The sequence below is a fragment of the Sphingobium trunci genome, from assembly GCF_022664535.1.
Classification (GTDB): domain Bacteria; phylum Pseudomonadota; class Alphaproteobacteria; order Sphingomonadales; family Sphingomonadaceae; genus Sphingobium.
The window spans coordinates 36,225-58,179 of record NZ_JAKUJY010000012.1 but is presented as its reverse complement, the minus strand read 5'-3'; the positions used below and the strand labels follow the sequence as shown (position 1 = coordinate 58,179).

Below are 21,955 nucleotides of genomic sequence, written 5' to 3'. Positions count from 1 at the left end.
CGAAGTCTCCTTTCGCCAGCCTTGTGCGCCGACCGGGCCGCCACCGACATAAGGGTTGTTACGGAGTCCGCGGGACGAGCCGAGGGGCCGGACTCTTGACGGGGACTCCCCGCTCGGCGCATTGTGCCGGAACGGAACATTTGGGGGACATTCGAAGCCATGGCCGTCAGCCGCGGAGCCAAACGCACGCCGGAATGGCGCGAAATGCTGAAACGCAGCCTGATCCGCAGCGGCGCGCTGATCGGGTCGATCGCGCTGTTGCTGGCGACCCTGTTCCTGGCGCTGGCGCTCCTCAGCTATCAGCCGAGCGACCCCTCGATGAACACGGTCGCGGGCGATCAGGTGCAGAATATCATGCAGCTACCCGGTGCCTGGATCGCCGATTTCCTGCTCTGGCTGCTGGGCGTGCCGGTCGCGCTGGTGCTTCCGCTGATGGCGATCACCGCGCGGCGCCTGTGGGGCGACCAGGATATGAGCGGCTGGAAGGCGCAGTTCGGCAAATGCTTCGCCGGCATCGTGCTGGTCGGCATTGCCCTGGCGCTGTTCCAGGCCAATCCGCTGGTCGGCCTGCCCGCCGGATGGGGCGGCGTCATCGCGCTGGCGACGGCCAGGGGCGTCATGAGCCTGACCGCGCAGGCTCCCGCCGCGCAGGGCTGGATCAGGGGCATATTGGTGGTGTCGACGCTGGTCGCCGGGGCGGTCTGCTGGTATCGCAGCCTGGCGCTGGAAAAGCCGATCATTGCGCTGCGGCGGCCTTCCCTCCCCCGGCTGGCCCTCCCCCGGCCCGCTTTCGCGCTGGCTGGCCCGGCGCCCGCCGGGGACGAGGAAGAGGAGGTTTTCGAACGGGTCGCGGCCCCGCGCAAGACCGTCTCCAACGAACCCAAGCCGCCCATCACCATCCAGACGCCCAAGCCCGCCCCGGTCCAGCGCTCCATGGCGCCGGTTTCGCAGGACGATCTGTTCGGCAACAGCTCCCTGCCCTCGCCCGATCTGCTGAACCCGATTCCGGCCAATCAGGCGCAGAAGATCGACAAGGCCGCCCTGGAGCGCAACGCGCGGCTGCTGGAGAGCGTGCTCGACGACTTCCATGTGAAGGGCAATATCGTCGAGGTGCGGCCCGGCCCGGTCGTCACCATGTATGAGCTGGAACCGGCGCCCGGCATCAAGGCGAGCCGGGTGATCGCGCTGGCCGACGATATCGCGCGCAACATGTCGGCGCTTTCGGCCCGCGTGGCGACGATTCCGGGGCGTACGGTAATCGGCATCGAGCTGCCCAACGCCAATCGGGAGGGTGTCTCCTTCCGCGAACTCATCACCAGCGAGCAGTTCGCGCAGGAAGCGACGCTGCCGATCATCCTGGGCAAGAATATCTCGGGCGAGCCGATCATCGCCGACCTGGCGCCCATGCCGCACCTGCTGATCGCGGGCACCACCGGTTCGGGCAAGTCGGTGGGGTTGAACGCGATGATCCTGTCGCTGCTCTACCGCATGACGCCGGACCAGCTTCGCCTCATCATGATCGATCCCAAGATGCTGGAACTGTCGACCTATGACGACATTCCGCATCTCCTTTCCCCGGTCGTCACCGAACCGGCCAAGGCGATCCGCGCCTTGAAATGGGCGGTGGAGCAGATGGAAGACCGCTATCGCATGATGGCGTCCATCTCGGTCCGCAACCTCGCCAACTACAACGAGAAGGTCCGCGCCGCGAAGGCCAAGGGCAAGCCGCTCGGCAGGCGGGTCCAGACCGGCTACGATCCCGAAACCGGCAAGCCCATATATGAGGAGGAGCAGCTCGATTTCCAGCCGCTGCCGCAGATCGTCGTGGTGGTGGACGAGCTGGCCGACCTCATGATGACGGCGGGCAAGGAAGTCGAATTCCTGATCCAGCGGCTTGCTCAAAAAGCCCGTGCGGCGGGCATCCACCTGATCCTGGCGACGCAGCGCCCCTCGGTCGACGTCATCACCGGCGTCATCAAGGCGAACCTGCCCACCCGTATCAGCTTCTTCGTCACCTCGAAGATCGACAGCCGCACCATCCTGGGCGAACAGGGCGCCGAGCAACTGCTGGGCAAGGGCGACATGCTCTATATGCATGGCGGCAAGGGCCTGATGCGCGTCCATGGGCCCTTCGTGTCGGACGATGAGGTGCGCGTGGTCGCCGATCACTGGCGCGCGCAGGGCCAGCCCGATTATATCGCCGCCGTCACCGAGGAGCCGGAAGAGGGCAGCTTCGCGCTCGACGGCGTCGATCTGGGCGACGACAGCCCCGACGCGCAGCTTTTCCGCAAGGCCTGCCAGCTCGTGTTCGAGAATCAGAAGGCGTCCACCAGTTGGCTGCAACGTCAGCTCCGCATCGGCTATAACAGCGCCGCGCGGCTGATCGAGCAGATGGAGGAGCAGGGTCTGGTCGGCCCGCCCAACCATGTCGGCCGCCGCGAGGTGCTGCGCGACGAGAATGGCAACCCGCTTTAGGGTTCGGGGATTCCATCCATCGTGTCCGACGTGCTCCTGCGAAGGCGGGAGGACCAGCACGCGCCTTGCCCCATGCTCCGGGGTATCTAAAAATTCGTTTGGCCTGATGCGAAAAAGTCACTGACCATTTCGCTATGAAACTCGATTTGGCGGGGTTGACCTTACGGCACAGGGCCTCTCGAACGATGCTCCTGCGGCGGAAATGCCTGATTTCCGGGCATGATTGCGTTTCATGCAATCGTAAACCTCTTCTTCGCATTTGCAGCGAAGCGCGATTGGGCGGAAAAGGAACCCGCCTTTCAGGCATCCTCTCCTAAAAACTTTCAGGCTGGTCTTCGGATCGGCCTTTTTTTTGTCATGGCGCCGCGCTAGAGAAAGGCCGCTCACCGCAGCGCCTAAAATATAAATCGGGAGAGGGGCCGCCGGAAGGACCGGCACTGGCGACGCGGGAGCAGAGGGGGATTGAGCGGCTTCGGCCGCTCTCCCCCTTCCCGTTTGGACCCTTCCCGTTTCCGGCCCTTTTCCTTCTCCGACCGCCCGTTGCCGTGACGGAACGAGTGGGTTCACAGCGGGTTCAAGCCCTGCCACCTATGCTCGACATCCTGAACAACTGGAGATGATTGCATGAAGCGCATCCTTGCGCCCCTCGTCCTGACACTGGCCGCCTTTCCTTTGGCGGTGCCGGTGATGCCCGCGGCCGCGCAGGCGGACCAGTCGGACCTGTCCAGGGTCAATGCCTATATCCGCGCGGTCGCGACCATGACCGCCGACTTCGCCCAGACCGACCGCAACGGCCAGACGCTGACCGGCCAGCTCACCATCAAGCAGCCGGGCAAGATCCGCTTCCAGTATCAGAAGGGCGTGCCCCTGCTGATCGTCGGCGACGGCAAGGCGCTGACCATGATCGACTATGAGGTGCGGCAGGTGCAGCGCTGGCCGATCGGCAATTCGCCGCTGGGCGCGCTGATCGATCCCAGCAAGGATCTGTCGAAATTCGGCAAGGTGATCCAGACCGGCGACCCCACCATCCTGTCCGTGCAGGCGCGCGATCCCAAGCGGCCCGAATATGGCACCATCACCATGATCTTCAAACGCGATGCCGCCAGCCCGGCGGGCCTGCAGCTTTATGGCTGGGTTGCGCTGGATTCCCAGAACAACCGGACGTCGGTGAAGCTGTCCAACCAGCGTTACGGCGTGCCGGTTGCCGATTCCGCCTTCCGCTGGACCGATCCGCGGCCGAAGGGACGCGCCGCCGGAGGGTGAACCGGGGCGGGCGCGCGACGGACCGGGAAGATTTCATTTCCGTTCATCTGAGGCTCATATCCCGGCCCCTAATAAGGACTCCACGGCGCGAGACGAAACCGGGATTTCCCCCCTGTTACCCGGAACCCCGCTCCCGCCGCAAAGCGCTTCAAGGGCGCGATCGAGGCCCCCGTTCCATGCCCCCGGAGCGGGGGCCTTTTTTGTGCCACTCGACATTCAGTTCATGCGGCCTGCAAAGTGCGATTTCCTGCGCTTCGGTGCTCACGGACATTGAGTCCGCTGCGCTCCGATGCTCGGAAATCACTCTTTTCGGCTTCGCCTGAACTGAATGTCGAGCGGCACCCATGCTGTTCTGTCGATACAGCTAATCCGCCACCCTTGCGCCGGGTGGATTCGCCCCCTAGTGGATCAGCATGGCGCAGACCCTCAGCATCGCTTCCTGGAACATCAACAGCGTTCGGGCGCGGATCGATATTGTCGAGCGGTTCCTGACCGAAGAGGCGCCCGATATCCTCTGCCTTCAGGAAACGAAGGTGGTGAACGAGATTTTCCCGACCGCCATGTTCAGGCAGTTGGGCTATGTCCATCAGGTGCTGAACGGCCAGCGGATGCATCATGGCGTGGCGATCATGTCCAGGGTGCCGATCCATGAGGACGACCGGCTCGACTGGCAGGCCAATGGCGAAGCGCGGCATGTCGGCGTGCGGCTGGACAATGGCGTGCGGATCGAGAATGTCTATGTGCCGGCGGGCGGCGACATACCCGACCGGGAGCTGAACCCGAAATTCGGACAGAAGCTCGATTTCCTCGACCGGATGATCCAATGGTCTTCGGGGCTGGAGGACAAGCCGACGATCCTGACCGGCGACTTCAACATCGCGCCGATGGAATGCGACGTGTGGAGCCACAAGCAACTGCTGAACGTGGTCAGCCACACGCCGATCGAATGCGAAATCCTGGCGCGGTTGCAGGAATCGAACAATTGGGTCGATATCGGCCGCAAATTCTTCCCGGCGCCGCAGCGGCTCTATACCTGGTGGAGCTATCGTGCGCGCGACTGGGCGGAATCGGATCGCGGGCGGCGCCTGGACCATATGTGGATGACGCAGGATGTCGCGGAAAAGGCGGTCAGCCACCGCGTGGTCGAACCCGCGCGAAGCTGGGGCAAGCCGTCCGATCATATTCCGATCATCACGGAATTCGCCTTCTGATGGGCGCGCGCTCGGCAGCCCGCGCCATCGATGCGCTGCGCCGTGGCTGGGCAGTGACGGTCAGCGCTGGTGACGGCGCGCTGCGCCTGATGGCAGTGGAGGGGGCGGACGCGGTGACGCTGGCCGCCTTCGATCCGGGGGCGGAAGCCGACATCCTGATTTCCGCCGCGCGGGCGCAGACGCTCAAGCTTGCCAACCAGATCGCGGCGGCCGATCCCGACATGCCGGTGCTGGTGGCGCGGGCGCCATGGATCGATGCCGATGTGGCGATGGCCATTGCCGATCCGGTGCTCGACCTCGCCTCGCCGCTCAAGGGGCCGTTCATGGCCAGGGCGCTGACGGCGCCGCTCGCGGCCAAGGCGGCGCTGCGGCTGGCACGGCTGGCGGGGATTCTCCCGGCCTATTTCGCGACGGCGGAGGGAGAGAGCGAGGCGCAGGTCAGCGCGGCCGATATCGACGCCTATGACGATGCCGTGCATCTCGCCATTGCGACGCGGGCGCGCCTGCCGGTGTCGGCCAGCGAGACGGCCGAGATCGTGGCCTTCCGCAGCCCCGACGAACCGCGCGAGCATGTGGCGCTGGTCGTCGGCCAGCGCACCGCCTCGCCGCCGGTCATCCGCCTGCACAGCGAATGCCTGACCGGGGACGTGCTGGGGTCGCTGAAATGCGATTGCGGGCCGCAACTGCATCAGGCGCTGCACCAGATCGCCGACGCGGAATGGGGCATATTGCTCTATCTGCGGCAGGAGGGACGCGGCATCGGCCTGGTCAACAAGCTGCGCGCCTATGCCCTTCAGGATCAGGGGTTCGACACGGTGGACGCCAATGTGCGGCTGGGTTTCGCCATCGACGCGCGCGATTTCTCGGTGGCGGCGCGGATGCTCGACCTGCTGGGCGTGCAGGAGGTGCGGCTGCTGACCAACAATCCCAACAAGGTGACCGGGCTGGAGGCCGCCGGAATCCAGGTGGTCGAGCGGCTGCCGATCATCCTGCCCGCCAATCCCCATAATGAGCGCTATCTGGCGACCAAGCGCGACCGGACCGGGCATCAGTTGTGAGCCTGATCAGCGTCGACGGCGGCACGGGGCGCCTTTCCTTCGGCGATATCGCCATGCCATGCACGATCGGGCGCGGGGGCGCCTGCGTTGCGGCGGACAAGCGGGAGGGGGACGGCTGCACCCCTTTGGGAATCTGGCCGATCCGCGCGGCGTTGTTCCGCCCCGGCAAGGTGGAACCGGCCGGCATCCGCCTGCCATGGCGCTGGCTGCGGGAGGGGGATGGCTGGTCCGACGATCCGGCCGACCCGGCCTATAACCGGCCGGTTCATCTGCCGCGTCCTTTCTCGGCGGAAAATCTGCTGCGCGCCGACGATGCCTATGACGTGATCCTGGTGCTGGGGTATAATGACGCGCCGCCGATGCCGGGGCGGGGGAGCGCGATCTTCTTCCACCTGTCCGAAGGCCGTCCCACCGCGGGTTGCGTGGCGGTGGAACGGGAAGATATGCTGCGCCTGTTGCCGTTGCTGGCGCCCGGCGACGCAATGGAGATCGTCTGAAGCAGGGTTTCGTCATTCCCCTTCGGGAATGACGATGCAGACGAGCGGTCCTTGCGCTACGCCCGCTCCAACTCCGCCACTTCGCCACCAGCCGCCTCCAGCAGGCGCCGCTCCAGCGTCTGCAATCGCGCCTTGCTCTCGATCTTTCCGGCCAGCAGGTCGGTGACGTAGAAAGTATCGACCGCGCGCTCGCCATAGGTGGCGACATGGGCGCTGTGCACCGTCACCTTCGACTGGAACAGCGCATTGGCCAGGCTGAACAGCAGCGCCGGACGGTCGCGCGCATTCACCTCGATCACGGTGAAGCGGTTCGATGCCTTGTTGTCGATCAGCACATTGGGTTCGATGCGGAAGGCTTCGGCGCGTGTGCGGGGCAGGGGGCGCGCTTCCAGCTTGGTGATCATGCGATGGCGGTTCGCCAGCGAATCCTCGATCGCCTTGCGGATGCGGGCGAGCTGGTCCGGGGCGTGGAAGGCGCCGCCCAGCGGGTCCTGCACCAGGAAATTGTCGATGGCGACCCCGTCGCGCGTCGTGTGGATGCGCGCGTCGATGATGTTGCCGCCGGCCAGATGGATGGCCCCCGCGATGCGATAGAACAGCCCCGGATGGTCGGCGGCATAGACCGTCACCAGCGTCGCCCCGCGCTGCGGATAATATTGCGCGGCGATGGAAAGGGGGGAATCGCCCGCTTCCAATATATGCTGCGCATTATGGATCAGTATGTCCTCCGGCTCGGCGATCCAGTAGCTTTCGGGCAGCCGCTTGCGCAGCTTCCCGAAATCCGCCTCGGAGAGGCCCAGCGCCTGGCGCAGCGCCTGCTGTTTGACGGCGACGCGTTCGCTGCGGCCCTTCTGCTTGTGGCCCAGGCGCAGCACTTCCTCGGCCGCCTCATAGAGATCGCCCAGCAACTGCCGCTTCCAGCTGTTCCAGACTCCCGGCCCGACGGCGCGGATGTCCACCACCGTCAGGCAGAGCAGCAGGCGCAGCCGTTCGGGGCTTTGCACCACATCGACGAAATCGAGGATGGTCTTGTAGTCGGCCAGGTCGCGCTTGAAGGCGGTGGCCGACATCAGCAGGTGATGCAGCACCAGCCAGGCCACGGTCTCGGTTTCGGCGGGCGTCAGGCCCAGGCGCGGGCAGAGATGCTCGGCCACTTCCGCGCCCAATATGCTGTGGTCGCCGCCGCGCCCCTTCGCGATGTCGTGCAGCAGCACCGCGACATAGAGAACCCGGCGGGAGATCAGCTTGCCCATCAGGTCGGTCGACAGCGGATGGTCCCCGCCCAGTTCGCCCTTCTCGATCCGGGCGAGCAGGCCGACGGCGCGGATGGTGTGCTCGTCGACGGTATAATGATGATACATGTCGAACTGCATCTGCGCGACGACGCGGCGGAAATCGGGGATGAAGCGGCCGAACACCGTCGATTCATTCATCCAGCGCAGCACCGTTTCGGGATCGCGCGGTGACGTCAGCACGTCCATGAAGGCGGCGTTGGCGCGCGGGTCGCGGCGGACTTTCGCGGTGATCAGGCTGGCGTCGCGGCTGGCCGCGCGCATGGCGCTGGGATGGATGGCGAGGCCATGCCTGTCCGCCAGCGCGAAGATTTCCAGCAGGCGGACGGGGTCCTCCTGAAAGAACCGGTCGTTGGGCAGCGCCAGCCGCCCGCGATCCAGCACGAACCCGTCCAGCTTCTTGGGCCTGCGGAAGAAGCTGGGGATATAGCGGCGCCCGCGCTCGGCCATCTGGTCGTCGAGATGGGCGAGGAACACGGCGGTCAGGTCGCCCACCGTCTTCGCGTTCAGGAAATAATAGCGCATGAAGCGCTCCACCCCCGATCGCCCGGCGCGGCCGGTGAAGTGCATGCGGGTGGCGGTTTCCAGCTGAAGGTCGAAGGTCAGCCGGTCCTCCGCCCGCCCGGTGATCATGTGCAGGTGGCAACGCACGGCCCAGAGGAAATCCTCCGCCTTCTGGAACTGGCGCAGCTCGCTTTCGGTCAGCAGGCCGACATCGACCAGCTCGGCCACCGACTTCACCCGGTTCACATATTTGCCGATCCAGAACAGCGTGTGCAGGTCGCGCAGGCCGCCCTTGCCCTCCTTGACATTGGGTTCGACGACATAGCGGCTGTCGCCCATGCGCTTGTGCCGCTCGTCGCGCTCCTCCAGCTTTTCGGTGACGAAGGCGCGGGCGGTGCCCTGCATCACCTCGGCGTCGAAGCGCCTCGCGGTGTCCTCGTACAGCGCGCGGTCGCCCCAGATGTAGCGCGCCTCCAGCAGGGCGGTGCGCACGGTCAGGTCGCTCTTCGCCATGCGCATCGTCTCGTCGACGGAACGGCTGCTATGGCCGACCTTCAGCCCCAGGTCCCACAGCGAATAAAGCATGGATTCGATCACCTGCTCGGTCCAGCCGGTCGGCTTCCAGGGGGTGATGAAGCCGATATCGACATCGCTGTGCGGCGCCATTTCGCCCCGGCCATAGCCGCCCACGGCGATCAGTACGATGCGCTCGCCGGTGCTGCGGTTGTTCGCCGGATAGAGATGGTGGGTGGTCGCGTCGTAGAGCAGGCGCAAAATCTGGTCGATCAGGAAGGCGAAGGCGGTCACCGCCTCGCGCCCGCGCGTCGGCCTTTGTTCGAGACGGCGGGCGACATCCTCGCGGCCCGCGTCCAGCGCGGCCTTCAATTCCTGCACGATCAGGCCGCGCAGCCTGATCTGGTCGCTGCCATGTTCCTGCGCCAGTGCATTGATGCGGTCGGAAATGGCGCGCCGGTCGATGATGGCGCGTCTGGACCCCAATTTCGGAAACTGCATGACCATGGGATGTATCTAGCTATCCTGCCCGGCTGCCGCCAGTTGCTTGAGGCGGTAGAGTTGGTCGAGCGCTTCGCGCGGCGAGAGCGCGTCGGCGTCGATGGCTTCCAGCGCGGCGCGGAGGGGATCGGCCTTCTCCTCCGCCTGCGCGGTGGCGGCTGCGAACAGCGGCAGGTCGTCCAGGCCCGCCGCGATCCCGCCGGTCTTGGCCTTGCCCGATTCGAGGCGGGAGAGCACGTCCTTGGCGCGCTTGAGGACCGCAGGCGGCAGCCCGGCCAGCCGCGCCACGGCCAGACCATAGCTGCGATCCGCCGGACCTTCCGTGACCTCGTGCAGCAGGACGAGGTCGCCTTTCCACTCGCGCGCCCGCACATGGTGGAGCGAGAGCGAGGAGAGCGTCTCCGCCAGCCGCGTCAGCTCATGATAGTGCGTCGCGAACAGGCAGCGGCAGCGATTGACCTCATGCACCGCCTCCACCACCGCCCAGGCCAGCGCCAGCCCGTCATAGGTGGATGTGCCGCGCCCGACCTCATCCAGGATCACGAAGCTGCGTTCGGTCGCCTGCGCCAGGATGGCGGCGGTTTCGACCATCTCGACCATGAAGGTGGATCGGCCCCTGGCCAGATTGTCCGACGCGCCGACGCGGCTGAACAGGCGGTCGACCAGCGTCAGCGTGGCCGATGCGGCGGGCACATAGCTGCCCGCCTGCGCGAGGATGACGATGATCGCATTCTGCCGCAGGAAGGTCGACTTGCCGCCCATATTGGGACCGGTGACGAGCCAGAGCCGGTCGCCGGACTCGAGGCGGCAGTCATTGGCGACGAAGGGCTGGCCCTCGCGGCGCAGGGCATCCTCGACCACCGGATGGCGGCCGCCGCTGATGTCGAGGCAGGGGCCTTCGCCGTCGTCGGGCAGGAAGTGGGGCCGTTGCCAGCCGCCTTCCGCCGCGCGCTCGGCCAGCGCCGCCGCCACGTCGAGCCGGGCGAGGGCATCGGCGGCGCGGGCGATATCGGCCTTGCGGGAGAGGGTGGCTTCGATCAGCTCCTCCAGATGCGCGGCTTCGGCGACCAGCGCATGGGCGCCCGCCTGGCTCACCCGGCTTGCCTGTTCGTGCAGGTCGACCGAATTGAAGCGCACCACCCCGGCCAGCGTCTGGCGATGGGTGAAGCCGCTGTCCGGCTGCATCAGCGGGTCGGCGGCGCGGGCGGGCACCTCGACATGATAGCCCAGCACGCCATTGTGCCGGATCTTGAGCGCGTTGATGCCGGTCTGCTCGCGATATCTGGCCTCCAGCGCGGCGATCGCGCGGCGGCCGTCGCCCGCCAGTTGGCGCAGTTCGTCCAGCGCCGGGTCATAGCCGTCCGCGATATAGCCGCCATGGGCGGTCTCGGTCGGCGGGCTGGGGACCAGGGCCCGCGACAGGCTGTCGACCAGCGCGCCATGGCCGTCGAGCGCGGGGAGAAGCCGGGCGAGCAGCAGCGGCTGGTCGGGCAGGCGGCCCAAGCGCTCTCGCAGCAGCCGCGCTTCGCCCAGCCCGTCGCGCAACTGGCCCAGGTCGCGCGGGCTGCCCCGGCCCATGGCGAGGCGGCCAAGCGCGCGCCCGATATCCGGCTGGGCGCGCAACGCCACGCGCAACTGGTCGCGCAGCATGGGATCGTCGTGGAAGAGCTGGACGAGGCCCAGCCGCGCCTCGATGGCGGCCTGATCCATCAGCGGCGCCGACAGATCCTGCGCCAGCAGGCGCGCTCCCGCACCCGTGACGGTCCGGTCCACCGCGCCGAGCAGGCTGCCCTGCCGCGAACCGCTCATGGTGGCGATGATTTCCAGACTCTCGCGCGTCGCGGCGTCGATGGCGACATGGGCGCCGCTGGTCTTGCGCGCGGGCGGGGCGAGGAAGGGCAGGGTGCCCTTGCCCGCATGGTCGAGATAGGAAAGCAGGCCCCCCATCGCCGCCAGCTCGGCACGGCCGAACTGGCCGAAGCCGTCCAGCGTGGCGACGCCGAACACGCGTTTCAGTACGGCTTCGGCCCGGCTGCTGGAAAAGGCAGCGCGGTCGAAGGGATGGGAATCGGGCAGCTCCAGATCCAGCCCGTCCGGCAGCACGATCTCGCTCGGCCGCAGGCGGGCGAGTTCGGCGGGCAGGTCGGCGGCGCGCAGCGTCAGCGTCTCGAACCGGCCGGTCGAGATGTCGGCGGCGGCCAGGCCATAGTCGCCCGCGCCACCCCCTGCGCCCTGGCCCCCGATCTGCGACAGCGCCACCAGCATATTGTCGCGGCGGCTGTCGAGCAGCGTCTCCTCGGTCAGCGTGCCCGCGGTGACATAGCGCACGATGGCGCGGGCGACGAGCGACTTGGACCCGCGCGCCTTGGCCTCCGCCGGGGTTTCGGTCTGTTCGGCGATAGCGACGCGGTGTCCCGCCTTGATCAGCCGTGCGAGATAGCTTTCCGCGCTGTGCACCGGCACGCCGCACATCGGGATCGGCACGCCGGCATGTTCGCCCCGGCTGGTCAGCGCGATGTCGAGCGTCGCGGCGGCGGCCCTGGCATCGTCGAAGAACAGCTCGAAGAAATCGCCCATGCGGTAGAAGAGCAGGCAATCCTGCGCCTCCGCCTTCAGCGACAGATATTGCGCCATCATCGGCGTGGCTTGCGCTGTGGATATGTCGATCGATTTCGCCATGGGGGAAGCGGATAGCCTGATCGCGCGGCTCAGGCCAGAGCGGGCGGGAGACGTAGGAAAATTACGCTTCTCGCACTTGCCCACAAGATATTCTTGCCGCTAGGGCCTCCCCATTGTTTCAATATATGGGTGCAGCCATGACCGAGAAGTCGAATGTGGAATTTTCCGAGCGCGAGGCGCTGTTCTTCCACTCGACCGGCCGACCCGGCAAGATCGAGATCATCGCGTCCAAGCCGATGGCGACGCAGCGGGACTTGAGCCTCGCTTATTCGCCCGGCGTCGCGGTGCCGGTCCGCGCCATCGCCGAAGACCCTGCCACCGCCTATGACTATACGGCGAAGGGCAATCTGGTCGCGGTGATCTCCAACGGCACGGCGATCCTGGGCCTGGGCAATCTCGGCGCGCTGGCGTCCAAGCCGGTGATGGAGGGCAAGGCGGTGCTGTTCAAGCGCTTCGCCGACGTCGACAGCATCGATATCGAGCTCAAGACCGAGGATGTCGACAAGTTCATCGACGCGGTCGAGCTGATGGAGCCGAGCTTCGGCGGCATCAACCTTGAGGATATCAAGGCGCCCGAATGCTTCATCATCGAACAGACGCTCAAGGAACGGATGAACATTCCGGTGTTCCACGACGATCAGCACGGCACCGCGATCATCGCGGCGGCGGGCGTCCTCAATGCGGCGATGCTGACCGGCCGGGACATGAAGTCGATGAAGGTGGTGGTGAACGGCGCGGGTGCGGCGTCCATCTCCTGCACCGAACTCATCAAGGCGCTGGGCGTGCCCCATGAGAATGTCATCATGTGCGACAGCAAGGGCGTGATCTACCAGGGCCGCACCGAGGGCATGAACCAGTGGAAGTCGGCCCATGCGGTGAAGACCGACGCCCGCACGCTCGCCGAAGCGGTCAGGGGCGCCGACGTGTTCCTGGGCCTTTCCGTCGCGGGCGCCATGTCGCAGGACATGGTGAAGTCGATGGCGGACCGGCCGATCATCTTCGCCATGGCCAATCCCGACCCGGAAATCGCCCCGCCCGACGTGCTGGCGGTGCGCCCCGACGCCATCGTCGCCACCGGCCGCTCGGACTATCCCAACCAGGTCAACAACGTCCTGGGCTTCCCCTTCATCTTCCGCGGCGCGCTCGACGTGCGGGCGACCGGGATCAACGAGCCGATGAAGCTCGCCGCCGCCAAGGCGATCGCCGAACTGGCGCGCGAACAGGTGCCGGAGGAAGTGGCCAAGGCCTATGGCCGCTCGCACAGCTTCGGCCCGGACTATATCATCCCGGCCCCCTTCGACCCGCGCCTGATGGAGGTCGTGCCCTCCGCCGTCGCGCAGGCGGCGATGGAAACCGGCGTTGCGCAACGGCCGATCCCCGACATGGCGGCCTATCGCCAGTCGCTCAAGGGGCGGCTCAACCCCACCACTTCGGTCCTCACCACCGCCTATGAAGTGGCGAAGGCCCATCCCAAGCGCGTCGTCTTCGCCGAGGCGGAGGAGGAGGTGGTGCTGCGCGCCGCGATCCAGTTCCGCAACCTTGGCTATGGCATCCCGGTGCTGGTCGGCCGCGCCCATGTGCTCGACAAGCTCAAGGAACTGGGCGTGCAGGATCCGGAGAGCTTCGAACTGCACAACAGCGTCAATTCGCCGCTGGTGCCCGACATGGTGGACCTGCTCTACAAGCGGCTCCAGCGCCGGGGCTATCTGCGCCGCGATTGCGAGCGGATGGTGAACCGGGACCGCAACATCTTCGGGTCGCTGCTGGTCAATATGGGTCATGCCGACGCGATGATCACCGGCCTGACCCGGCCCTTCGGCCAGACGCTGCGCGAGGTGAAGCGGGTGATGGACCCGGCGGCAGGCCGCACGCCCTTCGGCATCCACGTCATGGTGACGAAGGACAAGACGGTGTTCCTGGCCGACACCACGGTCAATGAACGGCCCTCCGCCAGCGAACTGGCCGACATTGCCGAGGGCACGGTCGCGGTGGCGCGGCGCATGGGGCATGACCCGCGCGTCGCCTTCCTCTCCTATTCCAATTTCGGCAATCCGCCGGGCAGCTTCCTGGAAAATATGCGCGACGCGGTGAAGCTGCTCGACGAACGGGGCGTCGATTTCGAATATGAAGGCGAAATGACCGTCGATGCCGCGCTCAACCCGACGGTGATGAAAAATTATCCGTTCAGCCGCCTGTCGGGTCCGGCCAATGTGCTGGTGATGCCGGGGCTTCAGTCGGCCAATATCTCGGCCAAGCTGCTGCGCGAACTGGGCGGCGCGACGATGATCGGGCCGATGCTGGTGGGCATGGACAAGTCGGTGCAGATCGCGACCATGTCCTCCAACGCGTCGGAACTGCTGACGCTGGCGGTGCTGGCCTCGGCGGGCGTGGCGGTCTGACCGGAGGCGGGCGTTGCGCAACTGGGCTGATTCCGCCCAGCTTTTGCTTGCCATGTTCCGCCAAAGTCGAGAAGACAGAGAGCCATGAACATGACCGCCACCTTCGACAGCTCCACCTTCCGCCGCGTCCTGGGCCATTATCCGACCGGCGTCTGCGTGGTCACGGCGGCGGGCACCGATGCTCTGCCGACCGGGATGGTGGTGGGTTCCTTCACGTCCGTTTCGCTCGATCCGCCGCTGGTGGCCTTCTTCCCGGCCAAGACGTCGCATAGCTGGCCCCTGATCGAACAGGCGGGCAAATTCTGCGTCAACATATTGGCCAGCGACCAGCAACCCCTATGCAAGCAGTTCGCGACCAGCGGCGCTGACAAATTTTCCGGCGTGTCGCACCGTGTCTCCACCAACGGGTCGCCGATCCTGGACGGGGTGGTGGCCTGGATCGACTGCCAGCTCGACGCCGTGCATGAGGCGGGCGATCATTTCATCGTGCTGGGCCGGGTGGTGGCGCTGGAGGTCGAGACGCCGGGCAAGCCGCTCCTCTTCTTCCAGGGCGGTTATGGCGAATTCGCCCATCTGAGCTGAAGCCGGGTCGGCATGCCGGACCGGCAGGTCAGAAGAAGCTGCCCGAATCCACGCCCGCCAGCGTGTTGACGCCGACGAGCTGGATGCTCTGCTCGAACGTGCCGTCGCCATTGGCGTCGTAGAAGAGCCAGCCGTCGGTCGTCCCGGCGATGAAGGTCACATGATTCACTCCGGCGGTCGCGCCCGCCGCCGCCAGCGCATCGGAAAAATTGTTGGTGGCAATGGCCGCTTCCGCATAGTCGGCCGCGGGCAGGCTGCCGTTCAGGAAATCCAGGTCGATCCGGTCGCCTTCGCTGGCCCTGAAATCCGTGATCCGGTCGTAGCTGGCGGAGTTCAGCGTCGTGTCGCCCCGGTTGAAGACGAAGATATCCGCCTCCGTCCCGCCGGTCAGCGTATCCTTGCCCGCGCCGCCGATCAGCATGTCATTGCCCGCGCCGCCCTTCAGCGTGTCGCCCGCCGCGCCGCCATCCAGCCAGTCATTGCCCGATCCGCCGTCCAGGCTGTCCATGCCGTCTTCGCCATAGAGCCGGTCGTCGCCGCCATTGCCCAGCATCGTGTCGTTGCCCGCGCCGCCCCACAGGCCGTTATTGCCGCTGTTGCCGGTGATGGTGTTGGCCAGGTCGTTGCCGGTGCCGTCGATCGCGTCGGCGCCGGTCAGCACCAGCTTCTCGACCTCGGCGCCCAGCCGGTAGCTGACGGAGGCGTTGACCTGATCGATGCCTTCGCCCGGCAGTTCTAACACCATGTCGTCATTGGCAGCATTGCCGTCGTCGGACCAGCTGTCGACGACATAGACGTCGTTGCCCAGGCCCCCGGCCATGCTGTCGGCCCCGGTGCCGCCATCCAGCGTATCATCGCCCGCTCCGCCGATCAGCATGTCGTTGCCGTCGCCGCCGAACAGCGTGTCGCTGTCGTCCCCGCCATCCAGCATGTCGGCGCCGCCATTGCCGTAGAGTATGTCCGCGCCCAGCCCGCCGGAAAGCTGGTTGGCCGCGTCATTGCCGGTGATGACGTTGGCCAGCTCGTTGCCGATGCCGTTGATCGCCGCCGCGCCGGTCAGCGTCAGCCTTTCCACCTGCGCCGCCAGCCTATAGCTGACGGAGGCATAGACCAGGTCGCTGCCGCCGCCCGCCAGTTCGATCACCTGATCGTCATTGCCGGCGAAACCGTCGTCGGAATAGGTGTCGACATAGAAGATGTCGTTGCCCGTGCCGCCGTCCATATAATCGGCGCCCGCGCCGCCATCGATGCTATCATTGCCCGCAAGGCCGTAGATCGTGTCGTTGAGTGCGGTGGTCTGATAGGCCGACACGCTGGTCGTCGGGCTGATTATGTTGTTGCCGGACGAGCCGGTGATGGTCCTGCCCGTTTCCATGACGTCGGTGATGGTGATGGAAAGCAGCTGGTCGTCGGCATAGCTGCCGTCCGTCGCGCGCACCACAAGCTGATAGACGCCGTCGCCATCGGCATCGAGCCGGTTTTCGAAATCCGGCGCGGTGATGAAGGAGAGGGCGCCGGTCACGGCATCGATGGTGAACAGCGCTGCATCCGCGCCGCCCGCAATGGCAAAGCCGGGGGTGGTGCCGTCGGCATCGGTGGCGGTGACGGTGGTGACCGCCGTCCCATTTTCTGCCATGCTGATCGCCGCCGTCGCGCCGCCGCCGTTGGAGGTGATGACCGGCGCATTGTCGTTCAGGTTGGTGACGGTGATGGCCAGCATCTGGGCAACGCTGTTGGTGCCGTCGCTGGCGCTGACGGTCACATTGTAGATGCGGTCGCCATTGCTGTCGCCGGGGGCTTCATAGTCCGGCGCGACCTTGAAACGGAGGGCGCCGGTGGTGGTATCGATGGTGAACAGCGCCGCATCCGCGCCCCCGCTGATCGTGTAGTTGAGCGGCGTGCCGTCGGCATCGCTGGCCTGCACGGTCGCGGCGATCAGGCTGTTTTCCGTCACCGACAGGGCCGTGGAAGCCGCGCCGCCATAGGATGTCAGGACCGGGACATTGTCGTTCAGGTTGGCGACCGTGACGGTCAGCGTCTGCCGGTCCATGTTGCTGCCGTCGCTCGCCTGCACGACCACGTCATAGCTGTTGTCGCGATCGGCGTCCGCCGGGCTCTCATAATCGGGTGCCGTCTTGAAGCTGAGGGCGCCGGTCGCCGCGTCGATGGCGAACAATGCCGCATCCGCGCCGCCGACGATGGAGAAGCTGATCGAAGGGCCGTCGGCGTCGGTGGCGGTGACGATGGTCACGGCCGTGGCATTTTCATTGACGGTGACGGCCGCATCGGCGCCGCCGCCATTGGAGGTGATGACCGGCGCCGCGCCATCGGGGACGTCGCGCACGGTGACGGACAGGCTTTGCGTATCCACCCCGCCATTGCCGTCATTGGCGGCGACGATCAGCTGGTAGACATTGTCCCGATCGGCATCGGCGGGACTCTCGAAATCGGGCGCGGCCAGGAAACGCACTTCGCCCGTCGCCGCGTCGATAGCGAACAGTGCCGCGTCCGCGCCGCCGACGATGGAAAATCCGATCGTCTGCCCGGCATCGGGATCGGTCGCGGTCATGATGGTGACGGCGGTGCCGTTCTCATCGATCGCCAGCGCCGCGCTCGCGCCGCCGCCGTTCGAGGTGATGACCGGCGGCGCGTTCAGCCCGGCGGACGGGGTGGTCATGTCCGCGAACTGGAAGAATTCGACGTTGCGGATGGACTTGCTGCCTTCCGGCGATCCGGCGCGCTGATCGACCGCGACATAGCTGCCGTCGGTCTGCAGGGTGAAGACATAATCCGCCCGGTTGCCCGAAAAGATGACGGTATCGATGTCGGCGCTGCCGTCGATCACGTCATTGTCCGGCCCGGCGACGATCATGTCATTGCCGCCGCCGCCATGCATATAGTCGTTGCCCGCGCCGCCATCGAGCCAGTCGTCGCCCGAATCCCCGTACATCTCGTCCCCGGCCAGCCCGCCATAGAGCCGGTCGTTGCCGGAATCCCCATGCATATAGTCGTTGCCCGACGTCAGATCGTCGTCGCCGTAGAGGATGTCGTCGCCCGCGCCGCCCGACAGGCTGTCGTCTCCCGCTCCGCCATAGAGGATGTCGTTGCCGTCGCCGCCGGTCAGCTTGTCCTTGCCGCGCCCGCCATAGAGGATGTCGTTGCCCGTGCCGCCATCCAGCGTGTCGTCGCCGGAGATGCCGTTGAAGCCGAGGTCGTCGCCATAGAGGATGTCGTCGCCGGCGCCGCCCGAAATGGTGTCGCTGCCGCGCCAGCCGAAGATGATGTCGTTGCCGCCGTCGCCCTGCAGATTGTCCTTGCCCGCGCCGCCGATGATCTGATCATTGCCCTCGCCGCCCTGGACCAGAATATCCTTGGTGTAATCGATGCCGCCAGGACCGTGGGCCGACAGGTCGATGATGTCGTCGCCATCGGCCAGCCAGAATTGCTCGATATTGTCGAAACCGCCGAAACCCCCGGAAATGGTGCCGTTATTGTAGAATATGGCGTCGTTCAGATTGGACCCGTACAATATATCGGTGCCCAGGCCGCCCAGGAACAGGTCGGTGGAAATCTGGATATTGGTGGCAGCCAGCTGATAGGCCGCGCCGCTGCCGGTCAGGATCGCCGAGTTCCAGAAAAGCTGCGCCATCACCGCATCGGGGCGTACATAGTCCAGATTGGCGAGCCGCGTGAACGCGAAGAACTGGTCCTTTTCACTACCCGCCATGATGGTCTGGCTGCCAACCACGTTGAAATAGTTCGCCATGATTTCCCCTGTCCCGCGTCCTTGTGAAAGGTCGGAATCATCTACTCCCAATCGCCGCCGGGACGGTGGGGGCATAGGGATAGAGGGGCCTCCATAGGGATTGCTCCGATGGGCTTAGCCGCAGCTTCGGTATGGATCATGGCGAGAGGGGCTATTGCTCCCGGAAGGCGCGCCACATCGTATCGGTCAGCGGATCGAACATATATTGCAGCGCCGTGCGCCGCCGCAGCGGGACCACCACTTCTACAGGCATGCCCGGCTTCATGGCGAAGTCGCCCCGCGCATGGCGCCGGATCAGCGCGATCTGGTCCGGGGCGATCCGTACCTCTCCGGCAAAATAGGCGATGCCGGTCTTTTCCTCGACGAAGCTGTCCGCCGACACCCGCGTCACCCTGCCCTCGATGATCGGCAGGCTGCGTCCCGGAAAGCCGGCGAAACGAACCTCCGCCTTCTGCCCCACGGCCAGATCGTCGACGTCATTGGGCGAAAAGCGCGCCTCGATCACCACGGCGGAATCGCGCGGCACGATGTCCATCAGCACCTGCCCGGCAGCAATCACGCCCCCGACCGTATGCACCGACAGGCCGACCACGGTTCCGCTGACCGGCGCGCGCACTTGCGTCCGGGCGAGTTCGTCCCGCGCCGCGCTCCATTTGGGCAGCACATCCCCCAGTTGCGCCTCGACGTCGCGCAGTTCGGCGGTTACCTTCTCCTGCAGATTCTGTTTCGCTTCCAGCGCCTTCAGCCGTGCCTCCCCGACCATGTTGGCGGAACTGTCCCGCGCCGCCTGCAACCGCCCGCGCTGGCCGATCAGGTCCGCCTTGGCCCGTTCCAGCGCCCGGATGCGCGTCTTGCTCACAAAGCCCTTTTCCGCGACGGTGCGCAGGCTTTCCAGTTCATCGGTGATCAGCCGCTCCTGCTCGATCACCGAAGCCACCTGTTCGCGATAGCCGACAGCCTGCGACCCCGCCTGACTTCCCTCATGCAGCGCCACGCCCCGCTGCGTGTTCAGAAGGGCCGATCGCGCCGCCATCTGCGCGCCCTGCGCCCGCATCGCCGCTTCCGCATTGGCCTTGTCATCGCCGCTCATCGCCCCGAATTCGGCGGGCCTATCGATCGCCGTGCCCGCCTGTTCCGCGCGCAGGCGCGCCCGTTGCGCGATCAGCCAGATCGCCTGGGATGCCAGCACCCGTTCCTGCGCGGCCACGGCGGGTGCGGCCAGCCGGATCAGCACGTCGCCCTGCCGCACCTTCTGCCCTTCCCGCACCGCTATGGCCGCGACGATCCCGCCGTCGCGATGCTGCACGCTTTGCCGCTGGCCCGCCACGCTCGTGCGCCCCGGCGCCAGCGCCGCCGCATCCAGCCGGGCCAAGGCCGCCCAGCCCAGAAACAGCAGGAAAAAGGCGGCCGTCACCAGCAGCCCGCCACGCACCTCCGGCCGCGGGTCGGCCGCGATCGGGGGCGGCGCAAAGGCCTCCGGCGCAGGGAGCATGAGGCGGCGTTGCGCCCGCATCAGCATCAGGCCGCGCCCGCAACGGGTGCCGGACGGGGCTTGGTCAGCGCGCCCAGCACCTGGTCGCGCGGTCCGCTCATCCGCATCCGGCCATTGTCCAGCACCAATATCCGGTCCGCCGGTCCCAGCAGCCCGGTGCGATGGGCGGTGACCATGATCGCCGCGCCGCGCGCCTTGGCCTGGGCGAGCGCGGCGATCAACTGCGCCTCCCCATCGGAATCGAGATGGGCGTTGGGTTCGTCCAGGATCAGCACGGCCGGGTCGCGGAACAGTGCGCGGGCCAGGGCGATGCGCTGCGTCTGCCCCATGGACAGCCCCATGCCGCCCCAGCCCAGCATCGTGTCATAGCCCTGCGGCAACCGCAGGATCATGTCATGCACCCCGCATTGTCGCGCCGCCGCGACCACCTCGGCGTCGATCCGGCCATCGCCGCCGGGATCGGCAAATCGCGCGATATTGTCGCGGATCGACCCGGCAAAGAGGGAGAGTTGCTGCGGCATATAGCCGACATGCACCGCCAGTGCGTCGCCGTCCCATTGCGACCGTTCCGCCCCGTCGATGCGGATTTCGCCCTCATCGCAGCGGATCGCGCCCGCCACCAGCCGCGCCAGGGTCGACTTGCCCGCGCCGCTGGGACCGATCACCGCCACCATCTCGCCCGGCGCGATCGCAAAGGACAGGGCGTTGAGGATCATCCGGCCGGAATGCAGATCCTCCACCGACACGCGCTCGACATCGACCCGCCCTTGGGGGCGCGGCAGGCCGGTCTGCGGCGCGGGACCGGACCGGCCGTCGAGCCAGGTGCCGATCTCCGCATAGGAACCGCGCGCCTGCACGACGCTGCGCCAGCTCGCCACGAGCTGGTCGACCGGCGCCACCGCCCTGCCCAGCAGGAAGGACGAGGCAAAGATCGCCCCGCCCGAAATCTGCCCGTCAATGGCCAGCAGCGCGCCCAGCCCCAGCGCCCCCGACTGCAGCGCATTGCGCAGGAAGCGGCTGATCGCCGTCCGGCTGCCGGCGGCGAAGCTGGCATTGGCCTGCCAGGCCAGCATATCCTCGCGCTCGGCCAGATGGCGGCGCACCATCGCGCCCTGCATCCCCAGCGCCCGCACCGCTTCGGCGCCCAGCATCGTCTGTTCCTGGCTGGCATAGCTGAGGTTCGCCGCCGCATTGGCCTGAAGCAGGGGGGTGCGGGTGGTCCGCTCGCCGACCCAGGTGAGCGCGACCAGCATCAACCCGCCCAGCAGCGCCAGCAGGCCGATCAGCGGGTGGATGAGCGCGCAGACGATGATGTAGATCGGCGTCCAGGGCGCATCGAACAGCGCGAACATCGCCGGTCCGGTCAGCGTCTGGCGAAGCTGGTCGCATTCGCGGATCGGCTGGCGGCTCTTGCGGCCGGTGCCGCCCTCGGGCTGCTGCGCAAGCGTCGCGGCGATCAGCCTGCGCGCCAGCCGCTGGTCCAGCCCGATGCTCGCCCGTACCAGCAGGCGCGAGCGGATATATTCCAGCAGCGCCAGCTTGGCATAGGCCAGCATCAGCACCAAAGTCAGGAATCCCAGCGTCGCTGCGCCCCGCGTGGGCACCACCCGGTCATAGACCTGGAGCATGTAGAGCGTCGGCGCCAGGAACAGCAGGTTGGCGAGCGCGCTGAACAGCGCCGCCCAGAGGAAATGCGTCCTGACCGCGCCGATCACGCCGGTCA

Annotated in this window: 12 protein-coding genes; 7 read left to right on the top strand and 5 right to left on the bottom strand. The window is 66.6% G+C overall.

What is annotated here, in order from left to right; genetic code table 11:
- The first annotated feature begins 159 nt into the window (after positions 1-159).
- From MJ601_RS12285 to MJ601_RS12265, 5 genes are all read left to right on the top strand, one after another.
- A complete protein-coding gene (locus MJ601_RS12285; protein ID WP_242126782.1) occupies positions 160-2,475 on the top strand; it encodes an FtsK/SpoIIIE family DNA translocase in 2,316 nt (771 codons plus the stop codon).
- A gap of 624 nt (positions 2,476-3,099) precedes the next feature.
- Positions 3,100-3,738, top strand: a complete 639-nt coding sequence (locus tag MJ601_RS12280) for a LolA family protein (RefSeq protein ID WP_242126780.1) — start codon at positions 3,100-3,102, stop codon at positions 3,736-3,738.
- A gap of 413 nt (positions 3,739-4,151) precedes the next feature.
- Entirely contained in the window at positions 4,152-4,949 is a 798-nt protein-coding gene (gene xth / locus MJ601_RS12275; RefSeq protein WP_242126779.1) for an exodeoxyribonuclease III, read from the top strand.
- Positions 4,949-6,007 carry a GTP cyclohydrolase II gene (gene ribA / locus MJ601_RS12270; RefSeq protein WP_242126777.1) on the top strand — a complete coding sequence of 353 codons (1,059 nt, stop codon included), beginning with the start codon at positions 4,949-4,951 and terminating at the stop codon, positions 6,005-6,007. Before xth ends, ribA begins: the two co-directional genes overlap by 1 nt.
- Positions 6,004-6,504 carry a L,D-transpeptidase family protein gene (locus MJ601_RS12265; protein WP_242126775.1) on the top strand — a complete coding sequence of 167 codons (501 nt, stop codon included), beginning with the start codon at positions 6,004-6,006 and terminating at the stop codon, positions 6,502-6,504. The genes ribA and MJ601_RS12265 overlap by 4 nt, the downstream gene beginning before the upstream one ends.
- Before the next feature lie 56 nt (positions 6,505-6,560).
- Here the strand turns inward: MJ601_RS12265 and MJ601_RS12260 are convergent, their stop codons facing one another.
- Positions 6,561-9,320, bottom strand: coding sequence for a [protein-PII] uridylyltransferase (locus MJ601_RS12260; RefSeq protein WP_242126772.1), 2,760 nt, complete (start codon positions 9,318-9,320; stop codon positions 6,561-6,563).
- Between the two features lie 9 nt (positions 9,321-9,329).
- Positions 9,330-11,993 carry a DNA mismatch repair protein MutS gene (gene mutS, locus MJ601_RS12255; protein WP_242126771.1) on the bottom strand — a complete coding sequence of 888 codons (2,664 nt, stop codon included), beginning with the start codon at positions 11,991-11,993 and terminating at the stop codon, positions 9,330-9,332.
- A gap of 137 nt (positions 11,994-12,130) precedes the next feature.
- Here mutS and MJ601_RS12250 point away from each other — a divergent pair, with 137 nt between their 5' ends.
- Together MJ601_RS12250 and MJ601_RS12245 are read left to right on the top strand one after the other, a co-directional pair.
- Positions 12,131-14,392, top strand: coding sequence for an NADP-dependent malic enzyme (locus MJ601_RS12250; protein ID WP_242126769.1), 2,262 nt, complete (start codon positions 12,131-12,133; stop codon positions 14,390-14,392).
- A gap of 84 nt (positions 14,393-14,476) precedes the next feature.
- Entirely contained in the window at positions 14,477-14,974 is a 498-nt protein-coding gene (locus MJ601_RS12245) for a flavin reductase family protein (protein ID WP_242126767.1), read from the top strand.
- 28 nt (positions 14,975-15,002) lie between these two features.
- Here MJ601_RS12245 and MJ601_RS12235 read toward each other — a convergent pair whose 3' ends face one another.
- The 3 genes from MJ601_RS12235 to MJ601_RS12225 form a co-directional block, all read right to left on the bottom strand.
- Positions 15,003-18,740 carry a cadherin domain-containing protein gene (locus tag MJ601_RS12235; RefSeq protein WP_281061287.1) on the bottom strand — a complete coding sequence of 1,246 codons (3,738 nt, stop codon included), beginning with the start codon at positions 18,738-18,740 and terminating at the stop codon, positions 15,003-15,005.
- Positions 18,741-18,891: 151 nt separating this feature from the next.
- Positions 18,892-20,259: an HlyD family type I secretion periplasmic adaptor subunit gene (locus tag MJ601_RS12230; protein WP_242126765.1), complete on the bottom strand. Its 1,368-nt coding sequence runs from the start codon at positions 20,257-20,259 to the stop codon at positions 18,892-18,894.
- The gene (locus tag MJ601_RS12225; RefSeq protein ID WP_491572916.1) at positions 20,259-21,947 is read right to left on the bottom strand and encodes a type I secretion system permease/ATPase; all 1,689 of its coding nucleotides are present in this window, start codon (positions 21,945-21,947) and stop codon (positions 20,259-20,261) included. Before MJ601_RS12225 ends, MJ601_RS12230 begins: the two co-directional genes overlap by 1 nt.
- Between the last annotated feature and the right edge of the window lie 8 nt (positions 21,948-21,955).